Below are 397 nucleotides of genomic sequence, written 5' to 3'. Positions count from 1 at the left end.
TTTTAGAAAATTAATTGCATAAATTCTATAATCAACTATTCTCATTTTATCCTTATAAGATTTAAGGGGGATATTAGACCAAGGTGTGAAGTGTTTATAAAAATCATATAAAGTTTGAGCAAGACCTTCATGTTCTTTGTACCACATTTTTCTTGGTCCGGTGAAATGTATAAAGTAAGGTAAGCTCTGTTTGTTATAAAAAAAAGTTTCTTTTTGTTTATCTGTCATCCAGGTAAATAAATAATTCCACCTAGAATCAATGAGCAATACTTGATTTTGTAGTGTTATGTTTAAAGCATCTTGATCTGCATATTTTAGCGATTTATTTTTAAATAAAATTTCATTAGTTCGTTCTTCAACATTCTGATTAATCCAATTAGGTATATTTATATATAGA

1 protein-coding gene is annotated in these 397 nt (G+C 26.7%); it reads right to left on the bottom strand.

The genetic code is table 11. The annotated features are described in order from the left end of the window. The coding region (locus tag A9G11_RS03700; RefSeq protein WP_218056033.1) for a glycosyltransferase family 8 protein at positions 1-397 on the bottom strand (397 nt) is incomplete at both ends.

This window comes from Gilliamella sp. wkB108 (assembly GCF_001690195.1).
Classification (GTDB): Bacteria; Pseudomonadota; Gammaproteobacteria; order Enterobacterales; family Orbaceae; genus Gilliamella; species Gilliamella apicola_L.
The sequence above is the reverse complement of the archived record's forward strand: the minus strand, read 5'-3'. Positions and strand labels throughout refer to the sequence as shown.